Source organism: Streptomyces eurythermus, assembly GCF_014649115.1.
Taxonomy (GTDB): Bacteria; Actinomycetota; Actinomycetes; order Streptomycetales; family Streptomycetaceae; genus Streptomyces; species Streptomyces eurythermus.
Map to the genome: position 1 here is coordinate 39,367 of NZ_BMSK01000006.1, position 24,271 is coordinate 63,637.

At 73.1% G+C, this 24,271-nt stretch carries 22 protein-coding genes; 12 read left to right on the top strand and 10 right to left on the bottom strand.

Annotated elements, in window-relative coordinates; all coding sequences use genetic code 11:
* The first annotated feature begins 934 nt into the window (after positions 1-934).
* Genes IE251_RS12645 through IE251_RS12655 form a run of 3 tightly spaced genes read left to right on the top strand, consistent with a single transcriptional unit; the run spans position 935 to position 3,774 of the window.
* Entirely contained in the window at positions 935-1,990 is a 1,056-nt protein-coding gene (locus IE251_RS12645; RefSeq protein ID WP_229896718.1) for a FecCD family ABC transporter permease, read from the top strand.
* Positions 1,991-1,992: 2 nt separating this feature from the next.
* The gene (locus IE251_RS12650; protein ID WP_189752994.1) at positions 1,993-2,760 is read left to right on the top strand and encodes an ABC transporter ATP-binding protein; all 768 of its coding nucleotides are present in this window, start codon (positions 1,993-1,995) and stop codon (positions 2,758-2,760) included.
* 9 nt (positions 2,761-2,769) lie between these two features.
* A complete protein-coding gene (locus tag IE251_RS12655) occupies positions 2,770-3,774 on the top strand; it encodes an ABC transporter substrate-binding protein (RefSeq protein WP_189752995.1) in 1,005 nt (334 codons plus the stop codon).
* A gap of 171 nt (positions 3,775-3,945) precedes the next feature.
* Here IE251_RS12655 and IE251_RS12660 read toward each other — a convergent pair whose 3' ends face one another.
* A complete protein-coding gene (locus IE251_RS12660) occupies positions 3,946-4,446 on the bottom strand; it encodes a DUF4232 domain-containing protein (protein ID WP_189752996.1) in 501 nt (166 codons plus the stop codon).
* 225 nt (positions 4,447-4,671) lie between these two features.
* On the opposite strand from IE251_RS12660, the gene IE251_RS12665 reads away from it, so the two are divergent.
* Positions 4,672-5,442 carry a formylglycine-generating enzyme family protein gene (locus IE251_RS12665; protein WP_189752997.1) on the top strand — a complete coding sequence of 257 codons (771 nt, stop codon included), beginning with the start codon at positions 4,672-4,674 and terminating at the stop codon, positions 5,440-5,442.
* Positions 5,443-6,117: 675 nt separating this feature from the next.
* Here IE251_RS12665 and IE251_RS12670 read toward each other — a convergent pair.
* Entirely contained in the window at positions 6,118-6,834 is a 717-nt protein-coding gene (locus IE251_RS12670) for an MIP family channel protein (RefSeq protein WP_189753344.1), read from the bottom strand.
* A gap of 310 nt (positions 6,835-7,144) precedes the next feature.
* On the opposite strand from IE251_RS12670, the gene IE251_RS12675 reads away from it, so the two are divergent.
* Together IE251_RS12675 and IE251_RS12680 are read left to right on the top strand one after the other, a co-directional pair.
* Entirely contained in the window at positions 7,145-7,795 is a 651-nt protein-coding gene (locus IE251_RS12675) for a TetR/AcrR family transcriptional regulator (RefSeq protein WP_189752998.1), read from the top strand.
* Positions 7,796-7,858: 63 nt separating this feature from the next.
* Complete coding sequence (locus IE251_RS12680; protein ID WP_189752999.1) at positions 7,859-8,515, top strand: HD domain-containing protein; 657 nt, start codon at positions 7,859-7,861, stop codon at positions 8,513-8,515.
* A 131-nt stretch (positions 8,516-8,646) separates the two neighbouring features.
* On the opposite strand, the gene IE251_RS12685 is transcribed toward IE251_RS12680, so the two are convergent.
* On the bottom strand, positions 8,647-9,783 hold the full coding sequence (locus IE251_RS12685) for an FAD-dependent oxidoreductase (RefSeq protein ID WP_189753000.1): 1,137 nt from the start codon (positions 9,781-9,783) through the stop codon (positions 8,647-8,649).
* A gap of 175 nt (positions 9,784-9,958) precedes the next feature.
* Between IE251_RS12685 and IE251_RS12690 the strand changes: the two genes are divergently transcribed.
* From IE251_RS12690 to IE251_RS12700, 3 genes are read left to right on the top strand one after another with little or no spacing between them, the layout of a single operon-like run.
* Positions 9,959-10,660, top strand: coding sequence for a TetR/AcrR family transcriptional regulator (locus IE251_RS12690; protein ID WP_189753001.1), 702 nt, complete (start codon positions 9,959-9,961; stop codon positions 10,658-10,660).
* 20 nt (positions 10,661-10,680) lie between these two features.
* Complete coding sequence (locus IE251_RS12695; RefSeq protein ID WP_189753002.1) at positions 10,681-11,214, top strand: NUDIX hydrolase; 534 nt, start codon at positions 10,681-10,683, stop codon at positions 11,212-11,214.
* A gap of 41 nt (positions 11,215-11,255) precedes the next feature.
* Positions 11,256-12,071 carry a nucleotidyltransferase domain-containing protein gene (locus IE251_RS12700; RefSeq protein ID WP_189753003.1) on the top strand — a complete coding sequence of 272 codons (816 nt, stop codon included), beginning with the start codon at positions 11,256-11,258 and terminating at the stop codon, positions 12,069-12,071.
* 46 nt (positions 12,072-12,117) lie between these two features.
* On the opposite strand, the gene IE251_RS12705 is transcribed toward IE251_RS12700, so the two are convergent.
* Positions 12,118-14,055, bottom strand: coding sequence for an AfsR/SARP family transcriptional regulator (locus tag IE251_RS12705; protein WP_189753004.1), 1,938 nt, complete (start codon positions 14,053-14,055; stop codon positions 12,118-12,120).
* A gap of 114 nt (positions 14,056-14,169) precedes the next feature.
* On the opposite strand from IE251_RS12705, the gene IE251_RS12710 reads away from it, so the two are divergent.
* Positions 14,170-15,048 (top strand): alpha/beta fold hydrolase, encoded by an 879-nt coding sequence (locus IE251_RS12710; RefSeq protein WP_189753005.1) that lies wholly within the window; start codon positions 14,170-14,172, stop codon positions 15,046-15,048.
* A gap of 239 nt (positions 15,049-15,287) precedes the next feature.
* Here the strand turns inward: IE251_RS12710 and IE251_RS12715 are convergent, their stop codons facing one another.
* Positions 15,288-16,091, bottom strand: a complete 804-nt coding sequence (locus IE251_RS12715) for a DUF1963 domain-containing protein (protein WP_189753006.1) — start codon at positions 16,089-16,091, stop codon at positions 15,288-15,290.
* A 126-nt stretch (positions 16,092-16,217) separates the two neighbouring features.
* Here IE251_RS12715 and IE251_RS12720 point away from each other — a divergent pair, with 126 nt between their 5' ends.
* Complete coding sequence (locus tag IE251_RS12720) at positions 16,218-16,418, top strand: SCO3870 family protein (RefSeq protein ID WP_189753007.1); 201 nt, start codon at positions 16,218-16,220, stop codon at positions 16,416-16,418.
* 324 nt (positions 16,419-16,742) lie between these two features.
* Positions 16,743-18,872 (top strand): cellulose binding domain-containing protein, encoded by a 2,130-nt coding sequence (locus tag IE251_RS12725; RefSeq protein ID WP_189753008.1) that lies wholly within the window; start codon positions 16,743-16,745, stop codon positions 18,870-18,872.
* Positions 18,873-18,925: 53 nt separating this feature from the next.
* Here the strand turns inward: IE251_RS12725 and IE251_RS12730 are convergent, their stop codons facing one another.
* The 5 genes from IE251_RS12730 to IE251_RS12750 all read right to left on the bottom strand — a co-directional run bounded on the left by IE251_RS12730 (position 18,926) and on the right by IE251_RS12750 (position 24,125).
* On the bottom strand, positions 18,926-20,200 hold the full coding sequence (locus tag IE251_RS12730; RefSeq protein WP_189753009.1) for an NAD(P)/FAD-dependent oxidoreductase: 1,275 nt from the start codon (positions 20,198-20,200) through the stop codon (positions 18,926-18,928).
* Entirely contained in the window at positions 20,197-20,391 is a 195-nt protein-coding gene (locus IE251_RS12735) for a ferredoxin (protein ID WP_189753010.1), read from the bottom strand. The genes IE251_RS12730 and IE251_RS12735 overlap by 4 nt, the downstream gene beginning before the upstream one ends.
* 46 nt (positions 20,392-20,437) lie before the next feature.
* A complete protein-coding gene (locus IE251_RS12740; protein WP_189753011.1) occupies positions 20,438-21,661 on the bottom strand; it encodes a cytochrome P450 in 1,224 nt (407 codons plus the stop codon).
* Between the two features lie 243 nt (positions 21,662-21,904).
* Positions 21,905-22,564 carry a TetR/AcrR family transcriptional regulator gene (locus IE251_RS12745; RefSeq protein ID WP_189753012.1) on the bottom strand — a complete coding sequence of 220 codons (660 nt, stop codon included), beginning with the start codon at positions 22,562-22,564 and terminating at the stop codon, positions 21,905-21,907.
* A gap of 430 nt (positions 22,565-22,994) precedes the next feature.
* Positions 22,995-24,125 carry a hypothetical protein gene (locus IE251_RS12750; RefSeq protein ID WP_229896719.1) on the bottom strand — a complete coding sequence of 377 codons (1,131 nt, stop codon included), beginning with the start codon at positions 24,123-24,125 and terminating at the stop codon, positions 22,995-22,997.
* Positions 24,126-24,271: the final 146 nt, after the last annotated feature.

Below are 24,271 nucleotides of genomic sequence, written 5' to 3' on the forward strand. Positions count from 1 at the left end.
CGTCGCACCCGACAGCGCCCTGGGACAGGCGATGCTGAACACCCGCCGCGCGTGGGTCAACCGCCTCCTGGGCGGCTGACACCGGCAGCTCCGGTTCCGGGCGGCCGACCCCTGCGGCCGTCCGGAACCGGCATCAAGCCCGCACTGCCACCCGCCGAGGTGTCCGCCGAATCCGCGATCACGCGCACACCGGGCACCGCCGGCCGAATCCACGTCATAACAGCCATCGCCCGCATCGTGATCGCGGATGCCAGTGCCAGTGCCAGTGCCAGTGCCAGTGCCAGTGCTGGGCAGGGCGGACTGGCGGCGCCGGTACCGCCCTGCCGGCCCGCGACCACCAGGGTCTTGGCTGATCGGCCGAGTGCTGATCCGCCCCGTCGCCGCCCTGTCCGGGCCACGGATCCGACCGGTTGCTCCTGGAAGAGCGCGCCCCCTGCCCCCACGCCGGCGGCCCCCGCCAGGCGGCCCGGCCGGCCGGCAGACCGCGGGGGGCCACGACCACCGTGCGCGTCCACCCCGACGGACACCTCGGACCGCACCGCCACGGCGCCCAGGACCGGCCCTGCACCACCGCCGACGACTACCTCGGCCACCTCACCAACCGCTGCACCGATCCGCGTCGGCTGTCCTGCCCCCTGCCCCTCCCACTCCGGGTGCCCGGTCGGTGCTCCGCGAACGTGGCGGCGGAGGCTGTTTGTTAGGCTTGCCTCGCCTCCCGTGGGGGAAGTCCGGTGAGAGTCCGGCGCTGACCCGCAACGGTGTGCACGGCACCGCGATTCAGGGGTGCCGTGCGAGCCCGATCGCCTGCGGGGGCGTGTCGACCCGTTGACTGCTCGCCGTGGACTGCGAGAGAGGATCGCCCGGCCGGGTACGGCCGCGCGGGCTGCTCCTGCTCGACGTTCAGCAGGCGGCCCGTGTGAAGGACGGCCCACCCGTGCGCCGAAGGACGGCCCCCAGCCGCATCCCCGTGCTGCCGCTCAGTCTGTCCCTGCTGCTGTTGCTCCTTGTGTCGCTCGTCGGCGGTGTGGCGCTGGGCGCCGCCGGGGTCGGCTGGGCGGAGGTGCCGCGCTTCCTGTGGGCCGGGCTCACCGGCGGCACCGTACGCGCGGGCGACGCGGCCGCCTACACCATCGTCTGGGAGATCCGGCTGCCACGGGTGCTGATCGGCGCCACGGTCGGAGCGGGTCTCGCGGCCGTAGGTGTCGCCGTGCAGGCCCTGGTGCGCAACGCGCTGGCCGACCCGTTCGTCCTCGGCATCTCCTCGGGCGCGGCGGTGGGCGCCAACGCCGTGATCCTCCTCGGCGCGTTCGCCGGGCTCGGGGTCTGGGCGCTGTCGGCCTCGGCCTTCGTGTCGGCACTCGCGGCCATGGCGCTCGTGTACGCCGTGGCCCGCTCCCCGCAGGGCCTGACACCGCTGCGGCTGATCCTGACCGGCACGGCACTGGCGTACGGCTTCCAGGCTGTCACCACCGTCATGGTGTTCGGCGCGGCCCGGGGCGAGGCGGCCAGGTCGGCGATGATGTGGCTGCTCGGCAGCCTGGGCGGCGCCACGTGGGCCCAGGTGCCGCTCGCCGCCGTCACCGTGGCGGCCGGATGGGCCTGGCTGCGCCGACGGGCCGAGGCGCTCAACGCGCTCGCCATGGGAGACGAGACCGCGGCCGCCCTGGGCGTGGGGCCGGCCCGGCTGCGCCGGGAGTTGTTCGTCGTCACCGCGGCCGTGACCGGGACGGTGGTGGCGGTCAGCGGTGCCATCGGATTCGTCGGGCTGATGGTGCCGCACGTCGCACGGATGCTGGTCGGCGCCGACCACCGGCGTGTGCTGGCCGTCGCCCCGCTCGCCGGGGCCGTACTGCTGGTGTGGGCCGACGTGCTGTCCCGGCTGGTTCTCGCCCCGGCCGAGCTGCCGGTCGGAGTGATCACCGCGGTGGTCGGCGTGCCCGCGTTCCTGCTGCTGATGCGGCGGGGCGGCTACGCGTTCGGAGGGCGCTGAGCATGCGACTCGACATCGACGACGTCACGATCGAGACCGCCGGAACCCGCCTGGTCGAACACGTCGACCTCACCGTGGGCAGCGGGGCGTTCGTCGGACTCGTCGGCCCCAACGGCAGCGGCAAGACGACCCTGTTGCGCTCCCTCTACCGGGCCCTGCGGCCGTCCGGGGGAGTGGTACGCCTGGACGGCGGTGACCTGCACGCCATGGACCCCCGGGCCGCCGCCCGGGTACTGGCCGCGCTGCCGCAGGAATCCTCGGCCGAGTTCGACTTCACCGTCACCGAGGTGGTCGCCATGGGACGGCTGCCGCACCAGGGCCGCACGGCCGCCTCGGACCGGGAGATCTGCACCCGGGCGATGGAACGCACCGGCGTCGACCACCTCGCCGACCGCGGGTTCCTCGGCCTGTCGGGCGGCGAGAAGCAACGCGTCCTCCTCGCCCGCGCCCTCGCCCAGCAGCCCCGCGTCCTGATTCTCGACGAACCCACCAACCACCTCGACATCGCCCACCAGTTGGACGTCCTGTCCCTGGTCCGCGGCAGCGGCCTGACCGTACTGGCCGCCCTCCACGACCTCAACCTGGCGGCAGCCCACTGCGATGTCCTGTACGTCCTCGACGGTGGCCGGATCGTCGCCTCCGGGCCACCCCACGACATCCTCGAACCCCCGCTGCTGGCGAAGGTGTTCGGCGTCCGTGCCCACACCGTGCGTCATCCCGCGACGGGCGCCCGCCAGTTGCTCTTCGACCTGCTTCCGCCCACCACCTGAAGGACGCCCATGCGCAAGCGGTTCCTCGCCGCCACCCTCTGTCTCGCCGTGACCGCAACCGGATGCGGCGCCACGGTGGAGTCCTCCCGGGACGCGAAGTCCTCGGCGTCGGTCACCCTGACCAACTGCGGTCGCCGGGTGACGTACGACAAGGTCCCCGAGCGGGTCGTCACCAATGACGTCGGCATCACGGAGCTGATGTTCGCCCTGGGCCTGGAGGACCGCATGGCCGGCTTCGCCATGCCCGATGAAAAGGGAGACCTGCGCGGTGTGCCGTGGAAGGACGGCTACGAGAAGACGACATGGCTGTCCAAGGACCAGCTCACCAAGGAGATCGTCCTCGATGCCCGGGCCGACCTCGTCTTCGCCGGCTGGAACTACGGCTTCCGAGAGGACGGCGGCTTCACCCCCGACGCCCTGGAGAAGCTCGGCATCCCGTCGTACATCCTCACCGAGTCCTGCCACAACGGCCGTTCGAAGTCCTCCCGCGGCATCATGCCACCGCTGGACGCCCTGTACGCCGACCTCACCAATCTGGGCAGGCTCTTCGGCGTCGAGAAGCGTGCGGCCGCGCTCATCGCCGACTTCAAAAGGCAGATCGCACAGGTGCGGGCCGAGGCGCCCCAGGAGGCCGCCCGTCCCTCGGTCTTCCTCTACGACAGCGGCCGGGACGCCCCTTTCACCTCCGGCCGTTACGCCGCCCCGGAACAGATCATCACCGAGGCCGGCGGTGTCAACGTCATGCACGATCTGGCGGACTCGTGGGCCGTGGTCGGCTGGGAGACCGTCGTGCAGCGTGACCCGGAGGTCATCGTCATCTGCGACTACGGCGATGTCAGTGCCGAGCGGAAGAAGGAGTTCCTGCTCTCCTACGCCCCGCTGCGGAACGTCTCCGCCGTCAAGCACCGCAGGATCGTCTCCCTCGACTACGCCGACCTGGTCGAGAGCCCCCGCAACCCGTCGGCCATCGCCCGGCTGGGTGCCTACCTGCGGACGGTACCGACCGGCCTGTGAGCAGCCGTTCGCCGAGTAACCCGAGGCGGGTCGCACGAGTGGCGCTGTTCGGTGGGCGGGCTCATGTGATCCGCGTAGGAACCGTATGGCAACAGTAAGGGCAGGGACGCGGGGGAGCGGGGTGGCACCACGGTCTCCCGGGACCCGGCTCGCCGAGCGGTACGGGCCGGGTCAGGTGACCGGGCTGACGTAGTTGCCCGGGCGGCTGGCGGCCTCCTGCCGGGTGACGCTGCCCCAACGCCACGTGAGGGTCTTCACGGTACCGCCGGGCAGGGTGACCACGGCCTGGTCGGGACGGATGATCTCGTTCCCGTTCTTCCCGGTGTCGCCGAGGAAGGTGATGGTGAACGTCGCGGTCTTGCCGGGAGCGAGATCCAGGCTGGCCCCTCCCCGCTGTTGGAGCAGCGTTTCCGGCACGCCGTCCGTGGTGAGCTCGACCGACGGCGCGCCGAGCAGGGAGCAGGCACGGTCCCCGGTGTTCTTCACCTGGACGCGGGCCGTCTCCTGCCGGTCGCTGCCGCCGCCCTGCTTGGCCGTACCACCTGCCCAGGTCAGGGTGACGTGATCGCAGGCAGGTGAGCCGGGGGCGGCCGCGGCCGGGACGGCGACGGAAAGGGAAGAGACCAGGGCGCCGGCTGCGACCCAGCGTGCGAGGTTCTGGACGCGCTGCATCAGGGCCTCCGATGAGTGTGACGGCAGTGGCTGGCAGGTATCCGGTACCGCGTACGGGACGACAGACCCCTCTTGAACCGCCAACCACTGAACGTTGAACCGCTGAGCGCCGAACTGCTGTGCCCGCTGAGCGAGGGGCTAGGGCCCGGGACCGGCGTCCTCGTTCCAAAGTCCCTGTCGCGGCAGGTCCATCGGCCGATGGACGCCCCGCCCAAGGGGGTGATCATGAGATCCGTCCGCTCGAGCCGAGGAGGAGCCGTGCAGGTGGAGCAAGTGGACTGGGTCGACATCCCGGCCGGGGTGGTGCGCCGGGGAACGCCGGTCGACGAGGTGGCGGTGGTGGCCCGCCGTTACGCGGACACGGGTGTGCCGATGGAGTGGTACCTGAAGGAAGCCCCGCGCGCGGAGATCCACGTCCCGGCGTTCCGGATCGCCCGCACCCCGGTCACGGTGGGCCAGTGGGCATGCTTCGCGGCGGCCACGGGGCGACCGGTCCCCCAGGGGCCGACGGACCATCCGGTCATCGGGGTCGCCTGGGAGGCGGCGACGGCCTACTGCCGGTGGCTCGGGGAGCGGCTCGGCGGCCTCGCGGTACGGCTGCCCACCGAGGACGAGTGGGAGCGCGCGGCACGGGGGGACGACGACCGTGAGTTCCCCTGGGGCGACGAGTACCGCACCGGCCTGGCCAATCTGGTGGACCTCGGCATCGGCACCACGACACCCGTGGGCTCGTTCCCCGAGGGTGCCAGCCCGTTCGGGGTGCTGGACATGGCGGGCAACGCCGACGAGTGGACCTCCACCCGGTACGCCCCTTACCCCGGCGCGCCCGCCGACGTACCGAACACCGAGGGGTGGGCGTTCGACCCGCACGTCACCCGAGGCGGCGCCTTCCGCCACGACCGCGACCTCGCCCGCTGCGCCCGCAGGCACGGCGCCTACGAGCCGGATCTCGAAGCGATCGGTGTGGGCTTCCGCCTGGCGGCCCCGGCCGCGTAGGACCAGGTGCTGGGCACCCCCAAAGGCGGTGGACTCGTCGGAAGCGCAAGGCCTTCACATGCCGGCGGTCACATAGGGCACACAGGGGCTACGCGGGTCAGCGCGATGCGCGCTTCGACGGGGGGCGGCGGGTGCGCACCGGGCAAGGCGGCGCACCCTTCGCCAAGCCGCGCGACGCGGCGGCGGGCACCCCGCGCGCCAAGGACCGCGCGTACACGGTCGAGATGACGTTCGCCTACGGACTGCTGCCGCTGCCCGGCACCGGCGAGGCACTCACCACGGAGCAGACCGAGGCGGTGCACAGCGCGCTCATCGACCGCGCGGCCGGGCGCGGCGTCCACACGCCCGCCGGTACGCGCGTCGCGGGCCCGCTCCGCCCGCCCCGGAAGGGGAAGAGACGGGGGCGACGGGGCCGCGGGCCCGTCGGCCCAGATGAAGGTCGTGGTCACCGGCGCGATGACCGGCCCTCTCGCGGACCTCTCCCGCAGCCGGATGAACGAGCTGATCGAGCGCGCCGGCGGCAAGTCGTCGGGCAGCGTCTCGAAGGACACCGGCCCGGTCGTCGCGGGCGAGGGAGCGGCTCCAAGCATGCGCAGGCCGAGTCCCTCGGCGTCCGCCTCGCCACCCCCGGCGAGTTCGCCGCAATGGCCGCGGAGCCGCTCGGCTGACGGGTCCTCAGGCCGCCGCCACGTCGTCGGCGATCGTGCGCTCCTCGCCCGCCGGGTGCGTCACGTGATGGACGAGCGCCGCGAGCAGACCGCCGACCAGTGGCGCGACGATGAACAGCCACAGCTGCGACAGCGCGGAACCACCGGCGAACAGGGCCGGGCCGAGGCTGCGCGCCGGATTGACCGACGTGCCGGTCAGCGGGATGCCGAGGAGGTGGATGACGGCGAGGGCGATGCCGATGGGCAGGCCGTCGAAGCCGACGACCGCGACCCGGTGCGTCACCCCGAGCACCACGAACACGAGGAGGAAGGTGAGGACGACCTCGGCGAGGAACGCGCCGCCGGTATTGATGTGCACCGCGGACCGGTCCCCGTAGCCGTTGCTGCCGAAGGCACCGTCGGTCTGGACGCCGGGCACCTGCTTGGTGAGCAGGAAGAGCAGGGCCGCCCCGGCGATACCGCCGACGAACTGCGCGACCCAGTAGCCGATCGCGGTGGCCACGTCGATGCGGCGGGCGCACAGCATGCCCAGGGTCACCGCCGGATTGACGTGGCACCCGGAGATCGGCCCGAGCGCGTAGGCGAGGGCGAGCAGCACGAAGCCGAAGGCCAGCGCGATCCCCAGGGTGCCGATGAACTCGACCCCGAGCACCGCGCAGCCCACGGCGAAGAAGACCAGAAGCAGAGTCCCGAGGAACTCCGACGCCAACGCCCGCGTACGCATCGCCATCGCCACCACCCTCACCTACGTCCTTTTCAGTCGTGTCGTAAGGAAGCCTCGGCCGGACGGGGTACGCGCGCCCGTCGGAGGGCCGTGATACGGGGCCGGACGAGTGACGGACGGACCTCGCCGGCCCTGCCGGCCGCCTCGCGACGGCAGCGCGTGCGGCTTCGGCGGGCCGCCCCGTCCAGAGGCGCGGGCGGCTTCGCGGCGGGGCCGCCGGGGCGCCGGGGTGTCCTCCTTCCCATGGCGACGGTCAATAGCGTTGGTGATACCTTCTAACCATCGGTGCCGAGAGAGCGGGGAGACGGCCGTGAGCAAGCCGGAGGCGAGCACGCCCAGGGAGCGCTACCGCGCCCAGGTGCGCGAGGAGATCAAGAAGCACGCCTGGGAGCAGATCGCGTCCGCGGGGGCCTCCGCGCTCTCCCTCAACGCCATCGCCAAGCGGATGGGCATGAGCGGACCGGCCCTGTACCGCTACTTCGCCGGCCGCGACGAGCTGATCACCGAACTGATCAGGGACGCCTACCGCAGCCTGGCCGACACCTTCCGCGCCCGCGCCGAGGCCGGCCCCGACCTCCGGGACCTCGCGCACGCCCTGCGCGAGTGGGCCCTGGCCGACCCCCAGCGCTACTTCCTCGTCTACGGCACTCCGGTCCCCGGCTACCAGGCGCCCGACGACACCACCCGGATCGCCTCGGAGATCATGGCCGTCATCCTCGACGCCTGCACCGCCGGACAGGTCCCCGACGAGCCGGCGTCACCCCTGGAGGAACATCTGCACGCCCACCGGGACTGGGCCGGCCGGCACCCGGCACCCCCGTCCGCCCTCCGGCGCGCCCTCACCTTCTGGACCCGGCTGCACGGCGTGCTGTCCCTCGAACTCGCGGGCCAGTTCACGGGCATGCGCTTCGACCCGGCCCACCTGTACACCGCCGAGGCGGAGTCCGTCGCCCGCGACTGACCGGGGTCGCACACCCCCGCCGTGGTTCGGTGCGTGCCGGAGGCCTCGTGTCACGATGAGCGCATGAGCGATGAACGGCGAAGCCTGCTCGCGGAGAAGACACCCTTCCCCGACGACCTCGATGAAAGACTGCGCGCCCAACTCACCTTCCTGGTGGAGGTGGATCAGCTCAAGACCATCCTCCGGCAGTCCCCCCTGGCCGCCGCGGACCGGCGCGAGAACGACGCGGAGCATTCGTGGCACCTGGCGATGATGGTGGTGATCCTCGCCGAACACTCCGACCGGCCCATCGACGTCGGGCACACCGTCCAGCTCGTCCTGCTGCACGATCTGGTGGAGATCTACGCCGGCGACACCCCGCTGTACGACAGTGCCGCGGGCACCGGTCAGCAGGAGCGTGAAGCCGCCGCGGCCGACGAGCTGTTCGGCCTGCTGCCACCGGACCAGGCCCGGCGGATGCGCTCCCTGTGGGACGAGTTCGAGGAACGCCGCACCCCCGAGGCGAAGTTCGCCAAGGCGATGGACCGGCTCCAGCCGCTCCTGCTCAACTGGATGGCCCGTGGCGGCACATGGCGTACCCCGGGCATCACCGCGGACGACGTCCGCGCCCGCAAGGCCGTGATCGGGGAGGCGTCCTCCTCGCTGTGGCTGGCCGGGCGGCGCCTCATCGACGAGGGGGAGGCGCGGGGCTGGTCGAGAAGCGGCGTGCCCCGGCCCTGACGCAGGGTGTCGTGCCGCCGGCCCGGAGCCGTGCGTCCGGCACACCCGTGGACGCCCCGGTGTTCGACTGCGGGCTGTCGCGGCACCGGATGATCCGCCACCCGCAGCCCTCCGGCCGGAGCACCGGTGGTTCACTCGGCCCGCTGCCCGTGGCCGGTGAAGAAGTCGACAAGGCTGTACGGGGCGTTGTCGTCCAGGAGCAGGTCGTGGATGCGGACAGCCATGGTGGCAGCGGTGGCGCTGCGGGGGAAGAGGGCCTCCTCGTACGAGGCGAGTGCCGCCTCGGTGTCGTGCGGGTGCGCGGCGAGGGCGTTGCCGAGTTCGGCGCCGTCGTACATGGCGAGGTTGGCTCCCTCGCCGGACGGGTGCATCAGGTGGGCGGCGTCGCCGAGCAGCGTGACGCCGGGCACCCGGTCCCAGCGGTGTCCGGTCGGCAGGGCGTGGAGGGGGCGCGGCACCGGCGGAGTCTCTCCGTCCGTGATCAGGGAGGTGAGTTCCGGGGCCCAGTCGTGGAACTCGGCGGCGATACGGGCGGTGACGCCCGCGGTGTCGCGGAAGTCGAGGGAGTCCAGCCACTCCCGCGGCTTGCGGAGCGTCACGTAGGTGTGCAGGACGCCGTCCGGCTCGCGGTGCGCGGAGATGCCCCTGCCGGGGGCGAGCGCGAAGAGCGAGCCGTCGCCCACGGCCCGGGCGGCGGCCGGATGGCGGGTGTCGCTGTCGTACAAGTAGGTCTCGAGCAGGCACGTTCCGACGTACTCGGGCGTGGCCTCGGACAGCAGTGGACGGACCCGCGACCATGCTCCGTCCGCGCCGACGAGCAGGCCGGCCGTCACGGTGGCCCCGTCCGCGAACGTCACCTCGTGCCGGCCGTCGCCGAGGGCCCGTACCGACGTGACCTTGCGCCCCCACCGGACCGTACCGGCGGGCAGCGAGTCGAGCAGGATGCGCCGCAGCTCGCCGCGGGGCACCTCCGGGCGCTCGCCGGTACCGTCGTCCGGCTCGTCCAGCAGGACCTTCCCCTTCTTGTCGAGGACCCGGGAGGCTTCGGCGCCCTGGTGGATGACGCCGAGGAACTCCTCGTGCAGCCCGGCGGCCTTGAGGGCGAGCTGCCCGTTGTGGTCGTGGATGTCGAGCAGGCCGCCCTGGGTGCGGGCCGTCGGTGAGGACTCCGCCTCGTAGACCGTCGCCGGGATGCCGTGCACGTGGAGGACGCGGGCGAGCGTGAGTCCGCCGAGTCCCGCTCCGATGATCGTGACAGGAGTGGTCATGGGTGTTTCCCTCCGGATCGCGGACCGTCGGGCGGACGCCCGGCGGATCGGCGGAGCACCGCTCGAGCGATGCCCCACAGGCCGACTGGAACGCTGTTCCAGAAGGCTCAGACTGGAACGGCGTTCCATGCCTTGTCAAGCTGGAATGGTGTTCCAGTGCGCCTAGACTGAAGACATGGCAAGCAGGAAGAGTCGTCCGGAGCGACGGCAGGAACCACTCTCCCGGAAGCGCATCGTCACCGCCGCGGTCGAACTCCTCGACACCGTCGGCGAGGGCGGTCTCACGTTCCGCGCACTGGCCGAGCGCCTCGCGACCGGCCCCGGAGCGATCTACTGGCACGTCACGGGCAAGACCGAACTCCTCCTCGCCGCCATAGACGCCGTCATCGCCCCCACCCTCGCCGGCGACGACACCGGCAAGACGCCGCAGGAGGCGATCCGCGCGCTCGCGCTCGGGGTGTTCGACGCGATCGACGCCCACCCGTGGGTCGGCGCCACGCTCGCCCGGCTTCCCCGCACGCCGGGGAAGTCACCGATGCTGCGGGTCTTCGAGCGCATCGGGCGCCAGGTCCAGGCGTTGCGGGTGCCCGAAGCCGCCCAGTTCACCGCGGCGTCCGCGCTGTTGAGCTACATCCTCGGCGTGGCGGGCCAGAACGCCGCCAACACGCTGGCGGCCCGGGCGAACACGGACCGGGCCGCGTTCCTCGACGCCGTGGCGGCCGCGTGGCGGGAACTGGACCCCGACCAGTACCCGTTCACCCGCGACGTCGCCGGACAACTGCGCGAACACGACGACCGGGCGGAGTTCCTCGCGGGCATCGACCTCATCCTCGCGGGCATCACCGCCGGCCGGGCCGACGGCCGGACACGGCCCTGAGGCGGCCGTAAGGTGAGGGCATGCCGGATGACGAGCACCACGTGGGCGTGGAGGACGACGAGCACCGAGTGACCGTGGACGACGACGTCGAGTTCCCCGTTCCCGCCCCTGACGAGGCGTGGACGGTCGGTGCGGTCGTCCTCGACCGGGACGGCCGGGCCTTCGCCCAGAGACGCGGTCCCCACCGGCGGCTCTTCCCCGACTGCTGGGACATCGTCGGCGGGCACGTCGAGCCCGGCGAGTCGCTGCTGGACACCCTCGCCCGCGAGATCGAGGAGGAGACCGGCTGGTGCCTGCGCCGCGTCCGGCGCCTGCTCGGGATCACCACCTGGACCGGTGACGACGGGGCCGGACCGCGGCACGAGGCCGACTACCTCGTCGAGGTCCACGGCGATCTCGCCCGCCCCGCCCTGGAGTGGCCGAAACACACCGCCTACCGCTGGGTCGGCCCCGACGACCTTCCCGTCCTCAAGGAGAACCGGGCCCCCGGCGAACACCTCATCCACGACCTGATCGCCAAGGCCCTGCGGGAGCACTCCTCCCCGGCCGGGTAATTCGGTCGCGCAGGGTGATCCGCCCCCGCAGACTGAGAAGCGTGGAGCGCTTGACGGAGATCGCGGACCGGCTGGCCGGTGTCGGCGGCGTCGTCGGGGTGTGCCTGGGCGGCAGCCGGGCGAGCGGCACCCATGGCCCCGACTCCGACTTCGACCTGGGCCTGTACTACCGGCCGCCGCTCGACACCGCCGCCCTGCGCCTGCTCGCGGCCGAGCTGACCGGCGGGCCGGTGGAGGTGACCGAGCCGGGCGGCTGGGGGCCATGGGTGGACGGCGGCGCCTGGCTGACCATCGACGGCCACCGAGTCGACTGGATCTACCGGGACCTGGACCGGGTGCACCGCGTCTGGCGGCAGTGCCGCGCCGGGCGGTTCGAGATCGGCGCCCAGCCCGGCCACCCCCTGGGTGTGTACTCCCACTCCTACGCCGGTGAGGTGGCCCTCGGCCGCGTCCTCGCCGACCCCGGCGGTGAGCTGCGTGCCCTGCGGGAGCAGACGCGCCACTACCCCGAGCCACTGCGCGAGGCGCTCATCGGCAACGCCCGCTGGGAGGCACCGTTCATCCTGGCCGGCGCCCGCAAGGGGGCAGCCCGCGGTGACGCCTTCTTCGTCGCCGGCTGTCTCTTCCGCGCGGTCGGACTCCTCGTACACGCCCTCCACGCCCACGCCCGCCGCTGGGTCCTCAACGAGAAGGGAGCGGTACGCGCCGCCGGACAACTCGCCATCGCCCCTGACCACTTCGCCGAGCGGGCACACAACCTGTTCTCCGCCCTCGGCACGACTGCGCGCACCCTCACCACCACACTCGACACCGCCGACCGCCTGACCGCCGAAACATGCGAGAGGCTCACGGAGTGACCGGGGCTGCCCATGGCGCGGAGATCGGGTGCGTGGGCGTCGTGGGTCAGCCCCGGTCGGCGCATGCCTCCGCCTCTGTCAGGTAGCGCGCCACCGGGCCCAGCGTCAGCATTCCGCTCCCGCCGCCCGCGTGTTCGGCGCGGGCGGGGCGCAGGGCCGTCGCGGCGCGGGCGGCGATCAAGGGCTCGCCGAGGCGGGCGGCGGCGTGAGCGGTCAGGCACCACAGTGCCTCCTGCATGTGATCGAAAGGTGGTTCGGGCGCCGCGGACAGGGCGGCACGGGCCTCCTCGACCCGGTCCCGGGCGAGCAGTACCAAGGGCTGCGCCCAGGGACGGTACGGACCCCAGTCGAGGGCGGGATCGGTGGGCGCGGGACGGCCGTGCAGCAGGCGCAGGCCCAGGAGGGCGAGGGCGAACAGGCCCCGGTGCAGCCCCGGCATGCTCGCCGTCCCGGCGAGGGCGTCCTCCGCGGCGCGGTACCGCGCCGCGGCCGTGGCGGCGGTCGGCCCACCGGGTTCCGCGCTGCGGGCGGCCGTGGCCCGGGCCCGGAACCAGCCGGTCAGGACGGGGACCAGAGAGGCCTCGGTGCTGACGGCGAGCCGCTCGGCGGCCCGGGCGTGTGCGGTCGCGGCATCGAGGTCGCCCATGGCGGAGGCGGACTGCAGGCGGATGAGCAGGCCCAGCACGGCGAAGTTCGGCAGCTCGTGCCGGGTGGCCAGGCCCAGGATCTCGGCGCCGGTCGCATCCCGCGCCGCCGCGAGCCCGGGGCGGGTGAAGGACTGGAGGAACACACCGTTGAGGGCGAACACCAGCAGCGCGGGATCGCCCAGTTCCCGGGCCAGCGCCTCGGCCTCGCGCGCCGCCCGCCCGGCGCGCTCCCGTTCGGTGCCGGACAGATCGGCGCTGCGGCTCTCGACCGCGACGGTGGCCAGCAGGCGGGCGCGCAGTTCGGCGGGGCCGTCGGCGCCGAGCGCGGTGAGCGTACGCTCGGCCGCCGCGACGACGGCACGGGACTGCTCGGGGTCGTCCGCCCGGCTCCACAGGGCGGGCACGTCGTAGGCGCCGATGACCCGGGCGGTCAGGGCGATGTCTCCGGTGCGCTCCGCCGCCTGGACTGCGGCGAGGCGGTCGCGCCGCGAGTGGACGAGGGCGTCGCCGCCCGCCAGGGCCAGGGTGCGCGCCAGTTCCACGGTGGTGCGCGGCCCGAGCCGTACCCCGGCGGTCCACACGGTACGCGCGGGCTGGAGCGTCGTGGCTCCCTGGAGGATGTCCGCCTCCAGGCGCTGGAGGTCGGCACCGGGGTCCAGCCCGAGCTGCTCCACGAGCATCGTGCGGGCCCGGCGGAGGGTGGCCAGCGCGTCCGCCTGACGGCCCGCCCGGTGCAGCGCGCGGGCCAGCAGTCCCCAGGCCGGCTCGCGCCAGGGGTGTTCGGTGACGTGCGCGCCCAGTTCGGCGACGAGCTCGGCCCCCGAACCGGAGTCGAGGAGGAGGCGGGCGCGCAGTTCCAGCCCCTCCAGCCGCAGCTCCTCCAGCCGGGCCCGCTCGCGCCGCGCCCACAGGGAGCCGGTCACGTCGGCGTAGGCCGGGCCGCGCCAGGCCGCGAGGGCCGCGTCGAGGTCGGCCAGCGCATCGGGGGTCCGCCGGGCGCGGGCCAGGGCGTCCTCGAACCGGTGGGCGTCCACCTGGGCGCGCGGCAGGCGCAGCGCGTAGCCGGGGCCCTCCGTGACGAGTACGCGCGGCGGGGTGCGGGGCGGCCGGTCGGGCTCGATGGCCCGGCGCAGCGCGGCGACGAACGTACGCAGCGCACCCACGGCGCGCACCGGTGGCTCGGCCCACAGGTCGTCCACGAGGGTGTCGGTGGAGACCATCCGTCCCCCGGCGGCGACGAGCCGGGCGAGCACCTCGCGATGGCGGGGTCCGCCCAGGTCAACCGGGGTGCCGTCATCGCGGAGGGCCCGCACGGCACCGAGCACGTCGATTCGCATGCCCTCCATCCTCCGTGCCGCGGGCCGGCGGTGTCGAAGCGTACTGATCGGCTGCTGATCGCCCTCGCCCACGCTGGTCCGGTCAGTCCCCCGACCTCGAGCAAAGGGCCTTTCATGACGCTCACGATTCCCGGTTTCGACCACGTCCGCCTGCCCGGCACGGACGGAGTGGAGCTGGCCGCCGCCGTCGGCGGCAGCGGCAGCCCGGTCGTGCTGCTGCACGGCTTTCCCCAGACCCACCTGATGTGGCGGCACGTCGCCGAGCGGCTCGCCGGCGAGCACACGGTGATCTGTCCCGACCTGCGCGGCTACGGCGCCAGCGACAAGCCGGCCGCCACCGGCCCCGAGGTGTACTCCAAGCGCACCATGGCCGCGGACGTCGTCGCCCTGGCGGCGGCGCTCGGCCACGAGCGCTTCGCCCTGGCCGGCCACGACCGGGGTGCCCTGGTCGCCTTCCGGGCGGGGCTGGACCACCCCGAGACCCTCACCCACCTGGGCATCCTGGATGTGGTGCCGACGCTGGACATGTGGGACGTGCTGCACGGCGTACGGGCGGCGGTCGGCTACCACCTGTTCCTCATGGCGCAGCCGCCGGGGCTGCCGGAGACGATGATCGCCAACAGCGCGGACGCCTACTTCGGCTCCTTCCTCGACGCCTGGGCCGCCGACCCGGCCGCCCTGCCGGAACCGGTCCGGGCCGAGTACCTGCGGGCGAGCGCCGCGGCCGTGCCGTCGATCGTCGCGGACTACCGGGCCTCGGCGGGCATCGACGTCACACACGACCAGGCGGACCGGGACGCAGGCTCCCAGCTGGCCATGCCCGTGACGGTCGTCCAGCAGGACTGGGGCACGCAACTGGGCTACGACGCCGCCGCCGTCTGGCGCGCGTGGGCGCCGGACCTGGACCACCGGCTGACCGGCGCGGGGCACTTCATGGCGGAGGAGGCGCCCGACGAGATCGCGGGCGCGATCCGCGACCTGCTGCTGCGCTGAGCCGGCCGGCACCCGGGCCACGGGCGGCGGCGGGGGAGCCTCGCGCCGGTCCACCGCCGCCTCTCACCCGCGGGCAGGCCGGGGCGAGCCGGCCGGGGGAGGGGAAGCGGGGGCACCCGGCACCCGTACCGAGCAGCGGGCCGTCCAGATGACGGTACGGACCGGGCCGGCGTGATCGGCCGGGGCGGCGAGGACGGCCGGCGCCCCTCGGGGAGCCGGCCGCCCTCACCCGGCGCCGTTCAGGCCATTTCGATGTAGCGGTGGACCCGGTCGAAGCGCCGGGCCGCCAGGTCCCCGCGCCGGATCACCCAGTGGGCCACGCCGGAGTCCAGTTCCGTGACGTCGTCGCCGAACCTCCAGGTGGCCAGGAGAGCCCAGTCGCCGGCGCCCTCTCCGTCGGCCGGGGGGTCCGCCTCCCCGGGATCGCGCGCGTAGTGGACGGGGTCGTTCTGGGGCGACACCGGATGACCGCCGATCTGCAAGGACCAGCGAGGCCGGTGGCCGCCGACGTGTGCCCAGGCGTCGCTCAGTTCGTCGGCGAGTTCGAACTGCTCGTCGTCGGCGAGGTCGCCCCATCTGTCGACGGCGAAGCTCTCCGGCATCTGATCGCTCAACTGATGCCAGGCCGTACGGAGTTCACACGCCCGGTACGGCTTGCGCCAGCTGTGTTCGAGGGGACTCGGGGCCGTCGGGGTCCCGGCGGGTACGTACATCACCGCGCCGGGCGCCTGCCCCTCGATGCTCACCTCGCTGTCGGCGAAGAAGAGCAGGTGGCCGTCGGCGGGGAGGGGAAGGCCGGCGGCGCCCGGCGGGAGGGCCGCGAGGTCGACGGAGGCCACGAAGGGATCGGACGGCTTCGGCGCACCGTGCGGCAGCAGGGGGTCGCCGCCGGCCCGGGCCCCGAGGGGACCGTCACCGCCCTCGGCCATGTACACCGCCGGCAGGGCGGTACGTATCCACTCCTCCACCTCCTGCGGCGGCAGTCCCCGGGCTGCCGCCTCGGCCCGGAAGCGGTTCGGTCTGTCCACGGTCTCGTCGGTCACGGGGTCACCCTAACGGGCTCGTGGGCGAGCTGTGGCAGCCCCCAATTCGCGTGTGGTGAAAGGTGACTTCGTGGTGCGGGTAGCCTCGATCCCGGTCAACATTCTCGCGGTCTGGAGGAAGTACCCATGACGAAGGGTCCGTTCGTCGCCATGTCCGTCGCCACCGCGGCGCTCGGCACCGCGCTCGGCTCCCTCGCGCTGGAACTGCGCGCACAGGGTCACGAGCAGTACGTTGAATCCGTCAGCACCTTCAGCGTCCTGATGTACATCACCGCGGCTCTCGTGGTGATGACCTGGGTGCGGGACGGCCGGCCGCACTCGAACTGAGCCGGACCGCCCACCGCGCACCGGACACCTGCCCTTTCCCGGCTCGGCCGGGCAGGGCAGGCGTACGGTGCGCACCGCGTATTGCGGGTCCCGATCCTCCCTCCTGTACAGGCGTTGACACGGCGTCACACCGCTCCCATCATGGGAGCGCTCCCATAGATGGGATCCGGCCGCCCCGTACCGCCCCGCACGCGCACCATCGCTCCGCCCGCTCCGTTTCCCCTGTCACCGGCGCGGAACGTCCTGCTGCCGCGCCGGCACTTCGCCTGTCCGGCGGTCCTGTCCGGCATCCGCCGTGCCGCCGGACCCATGAGGGAGGACCCCATGCCACCACTGCACAGACCCGGCCGGCCGGCCGGCGCCGGGGGCCCTGGCGCCCTCGCGCGCGGCGCGTTCGTGCTGGCCGCCGCGCTCGCCCTGCTGACCCCGCTGGCCGGTGTCGCGCCCGGGGCTCCGCGGACGGCGGCCGTCGGGGACGTGGACGTCCGGGTCAACGCCCAGGCGGCCCTGGGCCGGCTGTCCGACACCGCCCGGGGCGTCAACACCGCCATCTGGGACTCGCACATGAACGACCCCGAGGTCACCCGCCTGATGAAGGCGGCCGACGTCGGGATGATGCGCTACCCCGGCGGCTCGTACGCGGACATCTACCACTGGGAGACGCACACGGCGCCCGGCGGATACGTCGCCCCCGGCACCGGCTTCGACGCCTTCATGGGCACCGTCCGCGCCACCGGCGCACAGCCCGTCCTGATCGCCAACTACGGCTCCGGAACGCCCGAGGAGGCCGCCGGCTGGGTCAGGTACGCGAACATCACCAAGAACTATGGCGCGAAGTACTGGGAGATCGGCAACGAGATCTACGGCAACGGCCATTACGGCAGCGGCTGGGAGCACGACGACCACGCCGACAAGAGCCCCCGGGAGTACGCCCGCCAGGTCCGCGCGTACGCCGAGGCCATGAAGGCCGTCGACCCGACGGTCAAGATCGGCGCGGTCCTCACCTCGCCGGGCGAGTGGCCGGACGGCGTGGTCGGCGAGGGCGATCCCGGCGACTGGAACAACACCGTGCTCGCCGAAGTCACCGACGTGATCGACTTCGTGAGTGTCCACTGGTACGCGGGCGGGTCCGACACCACCGCCCAGGACGCCATGGCCCGGCTGGCCCGGCTGCCCGGTGAGCTGCGGGAGGTGCGCGCCCAGCTCGACCGGTACGCGGGCGCGGACTCGCCGCGCATCGGCATCGCCCTCACCGAGATCAACACCAACACCGGCGGCGCCCGGCTGACCGCCCGCCCCAACGGCCTGTTCGCCGCCGACGCCTTCATGACGGCACTGGAGAACGGCGTGTTCAACGTCGACTGGTGGGACACCCACAACGGCGCCGGCCAGATCACCACCGTCGACGGCGAGACCGACTACGGCGACATGGGGATGCTCTCCAGCGGCGCCTGCACCGGCGACGTCTGCGAGCCGGCGCCGAACACGCCGTTCCACCCCTACTACGGCATGAAGATGACCAGCGAACTGGGCACCGCGGGCGACACCATGGTCGCCGCCCAGTCCTCCGCGCAGGACGTCTCGGCGCACGCCGTGCTCCGTCGCGACGGCCGCCTGAGCGTCCTGCTCGTCAACAAGGACCCGGACGCCGCACACACCGTAGACCTGGACTACGCGGGCTTCACCCCGTCCGCCGGCACACCCGTGGTGCACCGCTACGCGCGCGGTGACAGCGACATCACCGAGGCCGGCGCCGGGGCGGCGACCGCGTCCCAGGTCACCGTGCCACCGTACGCGCTGCTCACGGTCACGCTCGACCCACGCACCGGCACCGGGCCCGGCGCCTCCGCCGCGGGAACCCCGGGCACCCCGAGGCTGGAAGCGGTGACCGACACCACCGCACGCCTGTCGTGGGCGGGTGCAACGGGCGCGGCCCGCTACCTGGTCCAGGAGCGCGACGGCACGTACACCCGTCTGGTCGGCGAGACCACCGGCACCTCCGTGACCCTGCGCAACCTGCCCCCGGGCAGCAGCCACACGGTCAACGTGCTCGCGGCCGACGCCTCGGGACGGCTCTCCGCCCCGTCCTCCCCGCTGACCTTCACCACCGGCACCCCGTCGAACGCCACCTGCGCGGTGACATACCACCGTGACTCCGGCTGGGGCAACGGCTTCGTCGCCACGGTCACCGTCCGCAACCTGTCGGACACGCCGATCACCGGCTGGACCGTGGACTGGGACTGGCCGACCGGAGGCCAGTCGGTGTCCTCCGGCTGGAACGCCACGTTCCACCAGACCGGCTCCCATGTACGGGTGACCGCCCCCGAGGGTGCCGGGCCGCTGGCCCCGGACGGGGCGTCGACGGCCTCCTTCGGATTCGTCGGCGCCAACGACGGCCCGAACCCGGACCCGACGGTCTTCCGTCTCAACGGCGCGGTCTGCTCCGGCGGTTGAGGGTTCGGCCCGTCCGGGGCAGGGGACAGCCGTCCTGCCCCGGGCGGGCCCGGTCAGGCCTCCACCGTCTCCGTCAGCCCGGAGATCGCCTCCGGCCAGGGGGCAGGCGTGGCGATCAGGGCGCGCAGGGACCGGGTCTGACGCGGCGGCAGGCCGATCGTCAGGATTCCGGTGGCCCGGCCGGCGGTGCCGTACAGCGCGGCCAGCCGCAGCGGGTCCTTGCCCAGGGTACGGACCTCGATCCGGTCGGCACCGGCCAGTACACCGTGGGCCTGGAGCTTCAGGTCGTACTGATCGGACCAGAAGTACGGCACCGGGGTGAACGGGCGCCGCTCGCCGAAGCGTTCCGGGTCCAGCTCGGCCAGGAGGTTGCGGGCGGCGGCGAGGCCCTGCTCGCTGGCGTTCATCCGGTGCTCGATCCGCAGTTCCCGGCCCAGGCCGGGGTGGTACCAGCGGGCGACGTCACCGGCGCCGTAGAGCCCGGGGGCCGCGGCGCAGAACTCGTCGCAGCGCAGCCCGTCCGACAGGTCCAGGCCCGCCGCCTCGGCGCCGGGGCCGCGCAGCCAGCCGACGGCCGGGACGGAGCCGACGGCCAGCAGCACGTCGTCGGCCTCCACCACCGTGCCGTCGGCGAGCACGGCACCGGTCGCCCGTCCGGCCTCGGCGCGGATGCCGGTGACCGCCTGCCCCGAGCGCAGGGTCACCCCGTGGGCGCGGTGGACGTCGGCGAGGAGCCGGCCGACCTCCGGGCCCAGCACCCGCCCCATCACCGTGTCCTCGGTGCCGATGAGCGTGACCTGGTGGCCGAGGGCACGCGCCACGGCGGCGGCCTCGGCGCCGAGCACGCCACCACCGACCACGGCCAGCCGCCGGCCGGGCGTGGCGAGGCGCCGGCGCAGGGCGAGCGCGTCGTCCAGGGTGCGCAGCACGTGCACCCCCTCGACCGCGTCGCCGCCGGGCAGGGTGCGGGGCACGACACCGGTGGCGGCGATGACACCGGCGCAGCGCAGCACGGTCCGCCCGGCGTCGCCGAGCGTGAGCGCGCGCCGCGCCGGGTCGTAGGCGACGGCACGGGTGCCCAGCCTCAGGTCCAGGTCGAGCTCCGCCAGCCGGTCGGCGTCCCGCAGCGCGGTGCGCTCGGGCTCCCAGGCGCCGGACAGGACGTGCTTGGACAGCGGCGGCCGGTCGTAGGGCGGGTGGGGTTCGTCGCCGATGAGGGTGATCTCCCCGTCCCAGCCCAGGCGGCGCAGCCCCTCGGCGGCGGCCAGCCCGGCCGCCGCCGCGCCGACGACGGCGATACGCGGGCGGGGGGTGCCCGGGGCGCTCATTCCCGCACCTGGATGGCCGCGGCGGGACAGATGGTGGCGGCCTCGCGCACGGCGGCGTGCAGACCGGCGTCCGGGGTGGCGTCCAGCAGGACGACGATGCCGTCCTCGTCACGCTGGTCGAAGACCTCGGGGGCGACCAGCACGCACTGGCCGGCGCCGCAGCACTTCGCCTCGTCGATGGTGATCTGCATCAGGATTCCTCCAGGGGTGGGGTGGGGTCGGTCAGGGGGCGACGGGTCACCAGGTGACCGGGAGGGCGTGGCAGCCGTAGATCACCATGTCCGTGCGGAAGGGGATCTCCTCGACCGGTACGGCGGGGCGCATGCCCGGGAAGCGGCGCAGCAGCGTGGTGATCACGACCTGGAGCTCGGCGCGGGCCAGCGCCTGGCCGAGGCACTGGTGGATGCCGTAACCGAAGGCCACGTGGTGCTGGGCGTTGGGGCGGCGGATGTCGAGCCGGTCGGCGTCGGGGAAGGTGTCCTCGTCGCGGTTGGCGGAGGGCACGGCGACGATGACGCCTTCCCCGCGGCGGATGAGCTGTCCGCCGACCTCGACGTCCGCGAGGGCCGCGCGCCGGGGGCCGTTGCGGATGATGCTGTGGAAACGCAGCAGTTCCTCCACGGCGCCGCGGACCAGGGAGGGGTCCTCGCGCAGCCGGCCGGCGGTCTCCTGGTCGAGCATGAGGGACAGGGCGCTCAGGCCGATCATGTTGGCCGTCGTCTCGTGCCCGGCGACCAGCAGCAGCACGGCGAACGCCACGAGGTCCTCGTGGGTCAGCTCGCCCCGCGCGTACTGCTCGGTGACGAGCCGGCTGATGATGTCGTCGCCCGGCTCGGCCTTCTTGGCGTTCACCAACTGGTCGATGTAGGCGAGGAGTTCGGCGCGGGCGGGTTCGCGCTGCTCTTCGGTGAGGTCACGGGAGAGCAGGGTACCGGTGAGCCGCTGGAAGGTGTCGTGGTCCTCGTAGGGCACGCCCAGCAGCAGGCTGATGGCCAGCGAGGGCAGCGGCAGCGCCAGTGCCTGGACCAGGTCGACGGGGTGCTCGGAACGGTCCACGCGCTCCATCGCGTCGCACAGTTCGTCGGTGAGCCGCTGCAGGGTGGGGCGCAGCGCCTCCACCCGCTTGACCATGAAGTCCCGGGTGACCATGCGGCGCAGCCGGGTGTGCTCCGGCGGGTCCATGCGGATGAAGCCCCGGGTGGCGCCGGGACGCGGGCTGCCGCCGGTCATGCCGCTGACCGGGTAGCCGGGGGCGGAGGTGTCGGAGCTGAAGCGCGTGTCACCGAGGATCGCCCGGACGTCCGCGTAGCGGGTGGCGAGCCAAGCCCAGCCGCCGTCGTCCAGGGCGACCTTGGACAGGGGCTCTTCCAGGCGCAGTCGGGTAAGACCCTCGGGCGGATCGAAGGGGCACCCGGACGGCGGCCGGGCAGGCAGCGGCGGAAGCGGTGCGGTGGTGGTCATGCCACTCCTTGTGGGGGAAGACCTTCGACTAACACCTGTTAGCTTACGACCGTTTCCTTAGGGTGGAGGGCGGCCTGGGCCGCAGGAGAGGTGAAGGAAATCGGGTGATGTGGTGGAGGGGCGCTTCGGGTGCGACGCCGACGGCAACCCGAAGGGACCGGACGCATGCCGGCGGCAGTCAGAAGGGAGGGGAGCGGGGGAACGGGCGCCGGGTGAAGGTGAGAAGAGGGAACCGAGGACGCGTCAGCGTTCCAGCAGCAGGCCGAGCAGTTCGTCCACGAAGCGGTTCAGCCGGGCGGTGTCCTTGCGGCGCGGCATGACCTGCCACAGCGCGACCCGGCCGTGCAGGGCGCACCACAGCAGGTACGGCGCTTCCGCGCGGGTGCCGCGTACCCGCCAGCCGGCCTCCTCGCAGTGGGTGAGCGCCTCGTGGAGCCCGCGCAGGAGCAGTCCGGCCGGGTGACCGTGCAGCCGCTCCTCGTCCACCGGGGTCTGCCAGGTCTCGCACATCAGGCGGTACCTGGCCGGGTTGGCCACCGCGAAACGGCAGTACGCGCGCAACTGGTGCCGCAGCCGTTCCAGCGGGTCGTCCGCGGGCGCGGAGGCGTCGGCCTCGGCCATCAGCGCGGCCAGCCGCTCGTAGTGCTCCGCCAGCACCGCCCACACCAGCTCGGTCTTGTCGGCGAAGTGCCGGTAGATGCTCGGGGTGGCGATGCCGACCTCCCGGGCCACCGCCCGCAGCGAGAGGGCGTCCTCGCTGCCCACCTGCTCCAGCAGGCCCCCGGCGGCGCGCAGGATCTCCTCACGCAGCCGTTCGCCCTGCCCGCGGGGGTTGCGCACCCGCGCCGTCCGCTCCGCGGGAGCCCCGGCGGAGTCGTCTCCGCGCCGCTTCGCCTCGTCCACCGCCGTACACCTCCTTCACCCCGGGACGTCCGCACCCGACCGCCGGAACCGGTGGTCATCCGTTGATCACCGCAGGGCAGCCGCCCCGAACCGTACACGACACCGGGCGCCACACCGGCACACGCTCACCAGGCCTTGTGTCGCGGAGCGGGGGTGGAGGCGGCCGGCCGCGCGACGACGGTGAGTGCCCCGGTCACGGCCGGGGCCGCGTGGGGCGGCCGGTGTGACGTCCTCCTGGCGTGCCGGAGGTTCCGCCGCGTCCCCGGCCTCGGTGTGGTGGTCGGCGGGAGACGACACGTGGGTGCCCGGGCGGAAACCGACGAGCCGTGCCGCCTCCCGAGGGCTGGAGCCCTTGGCAGGCGGCACGGGCGGGTCACGGTCCGGCTTGTCCCGGGCCCCGCCGGTCAGGGCCGGCAGGGCGGTCCGGGGGTCAGACGGACGCGGTGTGCCCGGTGATGGGGCAGGTCGCGGCGGCCGCCGCCGCGCCGAAGGCGGCGGTCTTCGCGGCCGGAGCCGTTCCGCCGACCTGCTTGAGGATCTCGTCCGACAGCAGGTCCTCCTTGCCCTTGAGGGCGTCGGCGACCTTGAGGTCGGTGTTGAACACCATCTCGGCCGCGACGTTGTCCTGGACGATGCGGGCCAGGTTGTCCAGGGCCACGGCGATCGGGTCCGAGGGGGTCTCCACGGTGGGCAGGTCGATCAGGTGGGTGTCCACCTTCGCCTGGTTCATGGTGCGGCGGATGATGATGGACGCCTGGTTGAGATCGGACGTCGTCCAGATCGACAGCACCGTGACGTACAGGTCGCTCCACGCCGCCTCACCGAGCAGCGTGCGCCACCGCTTCATCAGCGTCTCGATGCCGGTGATCTGCGCGGTGGCGGCGAAGGTCATGTTGACGCGGATCGACGGGTAGACGGTCGCGGCGAACCGGTTGTACGCGACCATGTCGAAGGACTGCGCCTTGACGATGGTGTCGATGAACTTCATGGCCTCCGACAGGATCGTGGTGCAGGAGTTCTCCAGATCCAGCGGGAGGTTCGCGGTGGGCAGCTTCGTGTACGCCGAGTTCAGCGTGGTCCGGAAGCTGTTCAGCGGAGTGATCCAGCCCTTGTCGCCCGGGGTCTTGAACGCGACCATGTCCAGGTCGTGCGGGTCGATGCGGTCCGCGTTGGGGATGTTCGGCACCTGGTCGCTGAGGTAGGCGGCGATCACCGAGTAGATGCCCAGCGGAACGTGCGCGATGGACTTGGCCAGTTCGAAGTACTCCGGGACCGGGTCGACGGTCTCGACCTGGACTCCGTTGTTGATGAGAGTGAAGCGTCCGCCGACCGCGTTGTTCTGGACGACGATGACCGGGCTGAGGTGCTTGACCAGCTCGGCCTTGAGGGACGCGTAGTTGGCGCGCATCCCGGCGTTGACGTTGCGGATCGCGTCCCGAGCCGCCTTCTCGTCGGTCGCCGCCGGTGCGGCCGACGCGCTGGTGGCCGCCTGCGTCTGGGTGAGGAAGGTGGCTGCCCCTGCTGCCGAAACGGTACCCAGAAATCCTCTACGAGTTGCCATGCCCCGTCTTTCCATAGTGAGTTCGGTGTTCCGTGGGGTTGGGGGGAAAGGCGTGGGGGGAGTTCAGGTGGGGGGCGTGGGGGGAGTTCAGGGCGGGGGGATCGAGTGTGGGAAGAGGTCCAATAGGGGGAAGATGCGGTGAAGGC